This window comes from Microbacterium sp. A20, from assembly GCF_004794515.1.
Taxonomy (GTDB): Bacteria; Actinomycetota; Actinomycetes; order Actinomycetales; family Microbacteriaceae; genus Microbacterium.
This window is the reverse complement of the sequence record NZ_SSDF01000072.1, coordinates 34,555-45,633: the sequence shown is the minus strand read 5'-3', so window position 1 is coordinate 45,633 and position 11,079 is coordinate 34,555. Positions and strand designations below refer to the sequence as shown.

Here is an 11,079-nt window from a genome sequence, read left to right as displayed (position 1 = left end):
CTGCAGCGCTGTCAGCGCTCATCGCAACAATCCGATTCTACAGGTTCCGCCTGACAGACGGGCCATGCCCGCCGGTTCCAGCGCGGTCCGGAGGACTAATGCCCGAGACGACGATCCCCGCCTCCACTCCGACGCGGACGGCTCCACCCCGTTCTGCTCCGTGGGGACGGGTGCTGACGGTCTTCGCCTGGCTCTCCTTCGTCAGCGAGACCATCATCATCGGCACCGGCGGCGCGGTGCGCCTGACCGGTTCCGGCCTCGGATGCTCGGACTGGCCGCTGTGCACGCCCGATTCCCTTGTGCCGATCCTCGAAGTGCAGGGCATCCACGGAATCATCGAGTTCGGCAACCGGCTGATGACGGGCGTGGTGGGGATCATCGCGCTGGCCGTCGTGCTGCTGGTCCTGCACCTGTTCAGCGGGAAGCGCGGCCTGGTCACCGCGCTCTGGTTCGCCGCCGGCGGCATCGTCGCGGCCGTCGCCGCGTTCGCCATCGCCGCCCCCCTGCACTTCCCGGCCTCCCCCATCGCGCTGGGTGTGCTCCTGATCGCCGTCATCGCGGCGGCCGTCCGCTCGGTCCGCACGACTCCCGCCAGACGCGACCTCGTCCTGCTCGCGTGGCTCGTGCTCATCGGTGTGGTGGCACAGGCGCTCGTCGGCGGCATCACCGTGCTGACCGGCCTCAACCCCTTCATCGTCGGCTTCCACTACACCTCGTCCCTGCTGCTCGTCTGCATCACGGCGGCGTTCCTGGTGCGCCTGAAGCAGGACGGCGGGCCCCGTGAGCGCGCGGTTCCCGCGTGGTTCGCGGCCGTCACCCACCTGACCGGCCTCGCACTCGCGGTGACGATCGTCTTCGGTGTGCTGACGACCGGATCGGGGCCCCACTCCGGTGACGCGGATGTGCTGCGGCACGGCTTCGACGCGACCGTGCTCGCCCATGTGCATTCGTGGCCCGGCTACATCCTGGCTGCGCTGGTGCTGTTCCTCACGGTCGCCGCCTGGGCGCTGCGCCTGGAACCGCGGCGCTGGCTGCTCGTGCTCGTGCTCGCGATCCTGGTGCAGGTCGGCGTCGGGGTCTGGCAGGCGCGCGAAGGACTGCCGCCGCTGCTGGTCGGCATCCACATGGTGCTCGCGTCTCTCTCGGCCGCGACCTACACCGTGGTCGTGCTGCACCTGAAGCGCGCCGTCCCCGTCGAGGACTGATCCCGCACAGGCGATCCACAGCTCGCACATCGCCGACTCATCAGCGCGTCCGCGATCGTGGATGACATGAACAAGTCACTCTCACGCAGCATCGGATTCTGGCTCCTCCTGGTCGTGTCCCTCGCCACGACGGCAGTCGGTGGATGGCTCATCTCCGGTCAGATCGGGACGATGACGACCACGCTGCTCGACGGCACGGCCACGGGCGTCGAGGTGTATGTCGGCCAGTCGCTCGTCGTCGTGGGCGCAGGCGTCCTCGCGGCCGGAATCGTCGGCATCCTGCTCACCCTCGGGCTCGTCGCCGCTCGCTCGCTCGTGCCTGCCCCGGCCCCGACCGTCGTCGAGGCCATCGACTGGACCGCGACGCCGGAGCAGGCTCCGACCGAGACGCCGACGTCCGAGACCGCCGCATCCTCCGAGGCAGCGCCGGCATCCGAGGCCGCCGCGGTCGACGTGGTCCCCGCCGCCGACGCGGACGACGCAGCTGCCCCTTCCGACGCGAAGCCGGACGACTCGACGATCACCCGCTGATCTTCCGAGCGGAAAGAACGACGGAGCGGCGCCGAGGAATCGGCGCCGCTCCGTCGTTTCAGAAGCGTCTTGTCAGAAAGGCAGCAGCGGGTCGATCGCGACCGCGACGAAGATCAGCGTCAGGTAGGTGATCGAGGCGTGGAACACGCGCATGGGCCGCGGCTCGGTGCCGTGGACGGCGCGGTTGTAGAGCCGGTGCGACTCGTAGATGAACCATCCGCCGAAGACCGCCGCGGAGACGGTGTAGACCAGGCCCATGTTCGCGATCGGGACGAGGAGCAGCGAGCACGCCACGGTCGCCCACGCGTACAGGATGACCTGAAGGCCGACCTGCGAGGCGTTGCGGGTGACACCCAGCATCGGCACGTCGACGTCTTCGTAGTCGTCCTTGTACTTCATCGACAGCGGCCAGTAGTGCGGCGGCGTCCAGAGGAAGATCAGGAGGAAGAGGATGAACGCCGGCCAGTCGAGGGAGCCGGTCACGGCGGCCCAGCCGATGAGAACGGGGAAGCACCCGGCGATGCCGCCCCAGATGATGTTCTGCTCGGTGCGCCGCTTGAGGATCATCGTGTAGATCACGACGTAGAAGAAGATCGCCGTCGCCGACAGCGCGGCGGTCAGCCAGTTGGTCGTGGCCAGCAGCCAGACCGTCGAGACGATCGCGAGCGTCCAGGAGAAGATCAGCGCACCGCGCGGGCTGACCTCGCCCGTGACCAGCGGCCGATTCTCGGTGCGATGCATGTGCGCATCGATGTCTCGATCGAGGTACATGTTGAACGCGGCGGCGGAACCGGCGCTCAGCGAGCCGCCGATGACGGTCGCCAGCACCAGCCACAGGTTCGGCAGGCCGCCCTGCGCCAGGAACATCACCGGAACGGTCGAGACGAGCAGAAGCTCCAGGACACGCGGCTTGGTGAGCGTGACGTAGGCCTTCACCGTGCGACCGATGGACGACTTCCTCACGGTCTGATCAGACATCGTCGAGATTTCGATCGCCTCCTCCGCACATGTGACCGGACAACCTCTCCAGTCTATGACACCGGATGACGTCGTCCGCGCCGCCGTCTCGCGTGGCACGACAGTCGTCTTCGCTATGCTGAGAGCACTCGCGCGCCCGGCGCTGCGCACACCCCTCCACCCGTCTCCGCGACGGTGCAGGATGCGCCAGGGAAGTTGCGGATGCGCCAGGGAATAAGGGCGCCCTCGAAACTGTCGGAAAGGGCATGAACGTGTCGGAATTGCAGTGGGATGAGATCGATCGACGCGCGGTGGACACCGCCCGAATCCTGGCGGCCGATGCCGTCGAGAAGGTCGGCAACGGTCACCCCGGCACGGCCATGAGCCTTGCTCCGGCCGCGTACCTCCTCTACCAGCGCGTGCTGCGCCACGACCCGACCGACGTCGACTGGCTGGGCCGCGACCGCTTCATCCTCTCCGCAGGACACTCCTCGCTCACGCAGTACGTGGAGCTCTACCTCGGCGGCTTCGGACTCGAGCTCGACGACCTCAAGGCGCTGCGCACGTGGGGCTCCCTCACCCCGGGTCACCCGGAGTACGGCCACACCAAGGGCGTCGAGATCACCACCGGCCCGCTCGGCCAGGGCCTCGCCTCCGCCGTCGGCTTCGCCTACGCCGCCCGCTACGAGCGCGGCCTGTTCGACCCCGAGGCCGCACCGGGCACCAGCCCGTTCGACCACTTCGTCTACGTGGTCGCCGGCGACGGCGACCTGCAGGAGGGCGTGACCAGCGAGGCATCCTCGCTCGCGGGTCACCAGCAGCTCGGCAACCTGATCGCGATCTACGACTCCAACCAGATCTCCATCGAGGACGACACGAACGTCGCCTTCACGGAAGACGTCGCGAAGCGCTACGAGGCCTACGGCTGGCAGGTGCAGACCGTCGACTGGAAGAAGACCGGCGAGTACGTCGAAGACGTCGCCGAACTGTTCGCCGCGATCGAGGCGGCCAAGGGCGAGACCTCGAAGCCCTCGCTGATCATCCTCAAGACGATCATCGGCTGGCCGTCGCCTGGCAAGCAGAACTCCGGCAAGATCCACGGCTCCGCTCTCGGCGCCGACGAGCTCGCCGCCACGAAGAAGGTCCTCGGCTTCGACCCCGAGCAGAGCTTCGTGGTCGCCGACGACGTGCTCGCACACACCCGCGGTCTCGCGGCTCGTGCCGCCGAGGCTCGCGCCGCCTGGCAGGAGTCGTTCGACGCCTGGGCCGCCGCGAACCCCGAGAAGAAGGCGCTCCTCGACCGGCTCGAGGCGCAGGAGCTTCCCGCCGACATCACGACCGCGCTCCCCGTGTTCGAATCCGGCAAGGAGGTGTCGACCCGCGCCGCATCCGGCCAGGTCATCAACGCCCTCGCCGCCGAGCTTCCCGAGCTCTGGGGCGGTTCGGCCGACCTCGCCGAATCGAACCTCACCACGATCAAGGGCGCGCCGTCGTTCATCCCTGCCGAGTGGTCGACCCACGAGTGGTCGGGCAACCCGTACGGACGGGTGCTGCACTTCGGCATCCGCGAGCACGCCATGGGCGCGATCGTCAACGGCATCGTCCTGCACGGCAAGACACGCGCGTTCGGCGGCACCTTCCTCATCTTCAGCGACTACATGCGTCCCTCGGTCCGTCTCGCGGCGCTCATGAACATCCCGAGCATCTTCGTCTGGACCCACGACTCCGTGGCCCTCGGTGAGGACGGCCCGACGCACCAGCCGATCGAGCAGCTCGCGACGCTCCGTGCGATCCCGAACTTCACGGTCGTCCGCCCCGCCGATGCCAACGAGACCTCGGCCACCTGGCTCGAGATCCTCCGCCGCCACGAGGGACCGGCCGGCATCGCCCTGACCCGCCAGAACATCCCGGTGTTCGAGCGCAGCGAGGGTGCAGCCTCCGGCGACACGTTCGCTTCGGCGGACAACGCGGCGAAGGGCGCCTACGTCCTCGCCGAAGCGCCGAACGGCACGCCCGACGTCATCATCATCGCGACGGGCTCGGAAGTGCAGCTCGCCGTGAACGCCCGCGAGGCGCTGGCTGCCGAGGGCGTCAACGTCCGCGTGGTCTCCGCTCCGTCGCTGGAGTGGTTCGACGAGCAGGACGAGGAGTACCGCGAGAGCGTGCTTCCCGCCTCCGTCACGGCTCGTGTCTCCGTCGAGGCGGGCTCCGTGCTCTCCTGGCGGGGAATCGTGGGCGACCGCGGCCGCTCGGTCGGCATCGACCACTTCGGCGCCTCCGCCGATTACAAGACCCTGTTCGAGAAGTTCGGCATCACGACCGAGGCCGTCATCGCGGCCGCACGCGAGACCATCGCCGCAAACAGCACCAAGGAGAACGCATGAGCACCCCCACCGCACAGCTCGCCGCCGCAGGTGTCAGCATCTGGCTCGACGACCTCTCCCGCACCCGCATCGACTCCGGCAACCTCGCCGAGCTGATCTCGTCGCGCAACGTCGTCGGCGTCACGACGAACCCGACCATCTTCGCGAACGCGATCACCGACAAGAGCAACACGTCGTACGATGCGCAGGTCACCGAGCTCGCCGCCTCCGGCGCGAGCGCCGAGGAGGCCGTCTTCGCTGCCACGACCCAGGACGTGGGCGCGGCACTCGACGTGTTCCGGCCCGTGTGGGAGGCCTCGGGGCACGTCGACGGACGCGTCTCGATCGAGGTCTCCCCCGACCTCGCCCACGACACCGCGGGCACCGTTGCGCAGGCCAAGGAGCTGTGGGCGAAGATCGACCGCCCCAACCTCCTCGTCAAGATCCCGGCCACCAAGGCGGGGCTTCCGGCCATCACCGAGGCGATCGCGACCGGCATCAGCGTCAACGTCACGCTGATCTTCAGCCTGGAGCGCTACGCCGAGGTCATCGACGCCTACCTGACCGGTCTGGAGCGCGCGCACAGCGCCGACTTCGATCTGTCGAGCATCCACTCCGTCGCCTCGTTCTTCGTGTCGCGCGTCGACACCGAGACCGACAAGCGACTGTCGGCGATCGGCACCCCGGAGGCCGAGGCGCTCAAGAGCAAGGCCGGGCTCGCCAATGCGCGCCTCGCCTACGAGCTCTTCGAGCAGAAGTTCGCGGAGAAGCGCGCACAGGACCTGATCAAGCTCGGAGCGAACCTGCAGCGTCCGCTGTGGGCCTCGACCGGTGTCAAGGACCCCGCACTTCCCGACACCCTGTACGTGACCGAGCTCGTCGCCGACGGTGTCGTGAACACGATGCCCGAGAAGACCCTCGAGGCCACCTTCGATCACGGCGTGATCACCGGTGACACGATCACGGGCGGGTACGCCGAGGCGCACCAGGTGTTCGACGACCTCGCCGCCGTCGGCATCGACCTCACCGATGTCACCCAGGTGCTGGAGGACGAGGGCGTCTCGAAGTTCATCGACTCGTGGCACGACCTGCTGGGTCAGGTGGCCGAGGCTCTGGAGTCCCAGCGATGACCTTCTCGATCCACACGTCCGGCGCGGCGCGGGCCGCCATCGATGAGACCGTGCCCAGCCTGGTCCACGACCTCGTCGCGTCGCGCATCACCGGCGGCGACGCCACCCTCTGGGGCGCGGCCGCCGAGGCCGAGGCCGCCGTCCGTCTCGGTTGGGTCGAGGCCGTCTCGGTCTCCCGCCCGCTCGTCGCGGAGATCGTCGCACTGCGCGCCGAGCTGAACGCCAAGGGTGTCACCCGCGTGGTCCTCGCCGGCATGGGCGGCTCCTCGCTCGCGCCCGAGGTCATCGCGCAGACGGCCGGTGTGCCGCTGACGATCCTCGACTCCACGGCTCCCGGCCAGGTGCTCGCCGCGCTCGACGAGGGCCTCACGGACACCGTGCTGGTCGTGTCGTCGAAGTCGGGCTCCACCGTCGAGACCGACTCGCAGCGCCGGACCTTCGAGGCCGCGTTCCGTGACCTCGGGATCGATCCGGTGGAACGCATCGTCGTCGTCACCGACCCCGGCTCCCCGCTCGATGTCTCGGCACGTGAGGCGGGATACCGCGTCTTCAACGCCGACCCGAACGTCGGCGGCCGCTACTCGGCGCTCACCGCGTTCGGACTGGTCCCTTCGGGCCTCGCGGGCGTCGACATCGAAGAGCTGCTGAACGAGGCCGAGGCCTCGTCCCTCGAGGTCGCCGTCGACTCCGCCGAGAACCCCGCGCTCCGCCTCGGCGCAGCGATCGCCGCGACGACCCCGCGACGCGACAAGCTCGGTCTGATCACCGACGGCACGCACATCAAGGGTCTGCCGGACTGGATCGAGCAGCTCATCGCCGAATCCACCGGCAAGGACGGCACCGGCATCCTCCCGGTGGTGCTGCTCCCGGTCTCTCCCGAGCTCGACCCGGTGCCCGCCGACCTGCAGATCGTCCGCCTGGTCGACGACGCCAACGAGTTCCACCTGCACGAGCGCCACGAGGGCGAGATCCTCGTGAGCGGCACCCTGGGTGCGCAGCTCATCGTCTGGGAGTACGCGACCGCGATCGCCGGACATCTGCTCCGGATCAATCCGTTCGATCAGCCCGACGTCGAGTCGGCGAAGATCGCCGCCCGCGGCCTCCTCGACGCCCGCCCGGAGCCCACCGCTCCGGCATTCGTCGAGAACGGTGTCGAGGTTCGCGTGTCCGACGCGTCGCTCGCCGCCTCCGGTACCGTCGAAGGAGTGCTGGACGCTCTCTGGGCGCAGCTCCCCGCGGACGGCTACGTCTCCATCCAGGCATACGTCAACCGCCTCGAGGTCCCTCAGCTCCAGGGCCTGCGTGAACTCGTCGCCGCCGATTCCGGTCGGCCGACGACGTTCGGATGGGGTCCGCGGTTCCTGCACTCGACCGGCCAGTATCACAAGGGCGGACCGGCGCAGGGTGTGTTCCTTCAGATCCTGGAGCGCACCGACGTCGATCTCGAGATCCCGGATCGCCCGTTCACGTTCGGGCAGCTCATCCAGGCGCAGGCCGCCGGCGATGCCGCCGTTCTCGCAGAGCACGGCCGCCCGGTCGTCACGCTGACGATCACCGAGTCCTCGGACGACGTGCTCGCCCTCTTCGAAGCCGCACAGAAGTAACAGCAGGAGAATCCCCCACCCATGTCTGTTCCCATCTCGCGCGGGCACAACCCGCTGCGTGACCCCGATGACCGCCGACTCAACCGGATCGCGGGGCCCAGCGCCCTCGTGATCTTCGGCGTCACCGGAGACCTGTCACGCAAGAAGCTGATGCCCGCGGTCTACGACCTCGCCAACCGCGGTCTGCTCCCGCCGGGGTTCGCCCTCGTCGGGTTCGCCCGCCGCGACTGGGAGGACCAGGACTTCGCCCAGGTCGTCTACGACGCGGTCAAGGAGCACGCCCGGACCCCGTTCCGGGAGGAGACCTGGACGCAACTGCTCCAGGGCATCCGGTTCGTCTCGGGCGAGTTCGACAACCCCGACTCGTTCCGCAAGCTCCGCGAGACCATCGAGAAGCTCGACGTGGAACGCGGCACGATGGGCAACCATGCGTTCTACCTGTCGATCCCGCCGAAGGACTTCCCGCTCGTCGCGAAGCAGCTGAAGGACTCCGGTCTCGTCGGCGAGAACAGCGACGATGACGAGCGCTGGCGTCGCGTCGTGATCGAGAAGCCGTTCGGGCACGACCTCGAGTCCGCCCGCGCGCTCAACGCGGCGCTCGAGGTCGCGTTCCCTGCGGACTCGATCTTCCGCATCGACCACTACCTCGGCAAGGAGACGGTCCAGAACATCCTGGCGCTGCGCTTCGCGAACGAGCTGTACGAGCCGATCTGGAACCGCAACTACGTCGACCACGTGCAGATCACCATGGCCGAGGACATCGGCGTGGGTGGCCGTGCGGGATACTACGACGGCATCGGCGCAGCGCGCGACGTGATCCAGAACCACCTGCTGCAGCTGCTCGCGCTCACCGCCATGGAGGAGCCCATCAGCCTCTCGGCGGAGCACCTGCGCGCCGAGAAGGAGAAGGTGCTCGCCGCGGTGCACGTGCCGGACGACCTCTCCCTCGCCACGGCTCGCGGCCAGTACGCTGGCGGATGGCAGGGCGGCGACAAGGTCACCGGTTTCCTGGACGAGGAGGGCATGAACCCCGACTCCACGACCGAGACGTATGCGGCCATCAAGCTCGAGATCGACACCCGCCGCTGGGCCGGCGTGCCGTTCTACCTGCGGACCGGCAAGCGCCTCGGACGCCGCGTGACCGAGATCGCCGTGGTGTTCAAGCGCGCCCCCCAGCACCTGTTCGGACGTGGCAACGCCTCCGAGCTCGGGCAGAACGCGCTCGTCATCCGCGTGCAGCCGGATGAGGGTGTGACGATCCGCTTCGGATCCAAGGTGCCCGGGAGCGGCACCAACGTGCGCGACGTCACGATGGACTTCGGTTACGGTCATGCCTTCACCGAGGCGAGCCCCGAAGCCTACGAGCGTCTGATCCTCGACGTCCTCCTGGGCGACCCGCCGCTGTTCCCGCGGCACGAGGAGGTCGAGCTCTCCTGGAAGATCCTCGACCCCGTGGAGAAGTACTGGGCGGCCGTCGGCGGCCCGGTGGAGCAGTACGCTCCGGGCTCGTGGGGTCCGGCATCCGCCGACGACCTGCTGGCCCGCGACGGACGAGTCTGGAGACGCCCGTGATCATCGACCTTCCCGACACGACCGTCAGTCAGGTCGCCAAGCAGCTCGTCAAGGTGCGCGAAGAGGGCGGCGCCGTCGCCCTCGGCCGTGTGCTCACCCTGGTAATCGCCGCACGCAACGGTGTCGCCGAAGCGGCCATCGATGCGGCGAACGACGCATCGCGTGAACACCCGATGCGCGTGATCGTCATCACCACGGGCGACGGCGAGTCCCGTCTCGACGCCCAGATCCGCGTGGGCGGCGACGCCGGCGCGAGCGAGGTCGTCGTGCTGCGCGCCTACGGAGACGCCGCGAGCAACGAGGAGAGCCTGATCACCGGCCTTCTCCTTCCCGACGCACCCGTGGTCGCCTGGTGGCCGGAGGAGGCTCCCACCTCGCCGGCGACGTCTCCGCTCGGCCGCATCGCCCAGCGCCGCATCACCGACGCCGCGACCTCCCCCGATGTGCGCGACCGGCTGGCTCTGCTCGGCCGTACCCACGCGCCCGGCGACACCGACCTCGCCTGGACGCGCCTGACGCACTGGCGCGAGCAGCTCGCCGCCGTGCTCGATCAGCCGCCGTACGAGCCCATCACGGCCGTCGAAGTTCGTGGCGGCTCCGCCTCGCCCTCGACGGCGCTGCTCGCCGCCTGGCTGCAGATGGCCCTCGACGTGCGCGTCCGCTGGTCGTACGAGAACCCGGAGCACTGGCAGGAGGGCATCAAGTCGGTCCGTCTGACCCGCGCCTCCGGCGACATCCTCCTCGAGCGGCCGTCGTCCGGCATCGCCATTCTCACGCAGCCGGATCAGCCGAACCATGATCTCCACCTGCCGCGCCGCACCCTCCGCGAATGCCTCGCAGAGGAGCTGCGCAGGCTCGACCCCGATGTCCTGTACGGTCGAGTCATCACCGAGGGCTGGGAGAAGCTGGGTCCGCCCGAGACTGGAGAGTGACGTCGATGCCGGTATCGTCCGCAGAGAAGCGGGTCGTGGTGGAACCCACACCTGCCGCCCTCGCCGCCCGAGTAGCAGATCGTTTCCTCACGCGTGTTCGCGCGCGCACACGGAACGGTCGTCTCGCCCATATCGCCCTCACCGGCGGCTCGATGGGTGGTGCCGTGCTCCGCGCCGCTGCCGACGATCCGCGGTCGGCCGCGATCGACTGGTCGCTGGTGCACTTCTGGTGGGGTGATGAACGGTACGTTCCACGCGACGACGCGGACAGGAACTCGCTGCAGTCGCGCCAGGCGCTTCTCGATCACATCCCTGTGCCCGCGGAGAACGTGCACGAGGTGGCGGGACCCGAGACCGGGCTCACCCTCGACGAGTCGGCATCGGCATATGCCGCCGAACTCGCTCGGTTCGGCACCGACGAGCACCCGTGGCCGTCTTTCGCCGTCTGCTTCCTGGGCGTCGGCCCGGACGGACACATCGCCTCGCTCTTCCCGGACCGCGACGAGGTCACCGTCACGGATGCGGCTGTGCTCGCCGTGCGCGATTCTCCGAAGCCCCCGCCCGAGCGCGTCACGCTCACGCGCCCGGTGCTCAACTCGTCGAAGCGGGTGTGGCTCGTGCTCACCGGCGCCGACAAGGCCTCGGCCCTCGGACTCGCCCTCGCCGGTGCGAGCTACACGAGCGTTCCCGCGGCCGGCGCCAAGGGCCGCAAGCGCACCGTGTTCTTCGTGGATGAGGCCGCCGCCTCCGAGGTCTCACCCGACCTCATCGATCAGGCGTACTGA

The 11,079-nt window shown here is 68.9% G+C and carries 9 protein-coding genes; 8 read left to right on the top strand and 1 reads right to left on the bottom strand.

The features are described 5' to 3' along the window. Positions 1–98: 98 nt before the first annotated feature. Complete coding sequence (locus DW298_RS08570) at positions 99–1,205, top strand: COX15/CtaA family protein (protein ID WP_136042032.1); 1,107 nt, start codon at positions 99–101, stop codon at positions 1,203–1,205. A gap of 66 nt (positions 1,206–1,271) precedes the next feature. Beyond that, a complete protein-coding gene (locus tag DW298_RS08565) occupies positions 1,272–1,736 on the top strand; it encodes a hypothetical protein (RefSeq protein WP_136042031.1) in 465 nt (154 codons plus the stop codon). Between the two features lie 72 nt (positions 1,737–1,808). Here the strand turns inward: DW298_RS08565 and DW298_RS08560 are convergent, their stop codons facing one another. Further along, positions 1,809–2,714 carry a heme o synthase gene (locus DW298_RS08560; protein ID WP_136042030.1) on the bottom strand — a complete coding sequence of 302 codons (906 nt, stop codon included), beginning with the start codon at positions 2,712–2,714 and terminating at the stop codon, positions 1,809–1,811. Between the two features lie 251 nt (positions 2,715–2,965). Between DW298_RS08560 and tkt the strand changes: the two genes are divergently transcribed. Genes tkt through pgl form a run of 6 tightly spaced genes read left to right on the top strand, consistent with a single transcriptional unit; the run spans position 2,966 to position 11,079 of the window. Beyond that, entirely contained in the window at positions 2,966–5,077 is a 2,112-nt protein-coding gene (tkt, locus tag DW298_RS08555) for a transketolase (protein WP_136042029.1), read from the top strand. Then, positions 5,074–6,186 (top strand): transaldolase, encoded by a 1,113-nt coding sequence (gene tal / locus DW298_RS08550; protein WP_136042028.1) that lies wholly within the window; start codon positions 5,074–5,076, stop codon positions 6,184–6,186. Before tkt ends, tal begins: the two co-directional genes overlap by 4 nt. Then, positions 6,183–7,790 (top strand): glucose-6-phosphate isomerase, encoded by a 1,608-nt coding sequence (locus tag DW298_RS08545; protein WP_136042027.1) that lies wholly within the window; start codon positions 6,183–6,185, stop codon positions 7,788–7,790. Before tal ends, DW298_RS08545 begins: the two co-directional genes overlap by 4 nt. A gap of 21 nt (positions 7,791–7,811) precedes the next feature. Beyond that, positions 7,812–9,362, top strand: a complete 1,551-nt coding sequence (zwf, locus tag DW298_RS08540) for a glucose-6-phosphate dehydrogenase (RefSeq protein WP_136042026.1) — start codon at positions 7,812–7,814, stop codon at positions 9,360–9,362. Further along, the gene (locus DW298_RS08535; protein WP_136042025.1) at positions 9,359–10,294 is read left to right on the top strand and encodes a glucose-6-phosphate dehydrogenase assembly protein OpcA; all 936 of its coding nucleotides are present in this window, start codon (positions 9,359–9,361) and stop codon (positions 10,292–10,294) included. Before zwf ends, DW298_RS08535 begins: the two co-directional genes overlap by 4 nt. Positions 10,295–10,299: 5 nt before the next feature. Beyond that, positions 10,300–11,079, top strand: a complete 780-nt coding sequence (pgl, locus tag DW298_RS08530) for a 6-phosphogluconolactonase (RefSeq protein WP_205820313.1) — start codon at positions 10,300–10,302, stop codon at positions 11,077–11,079.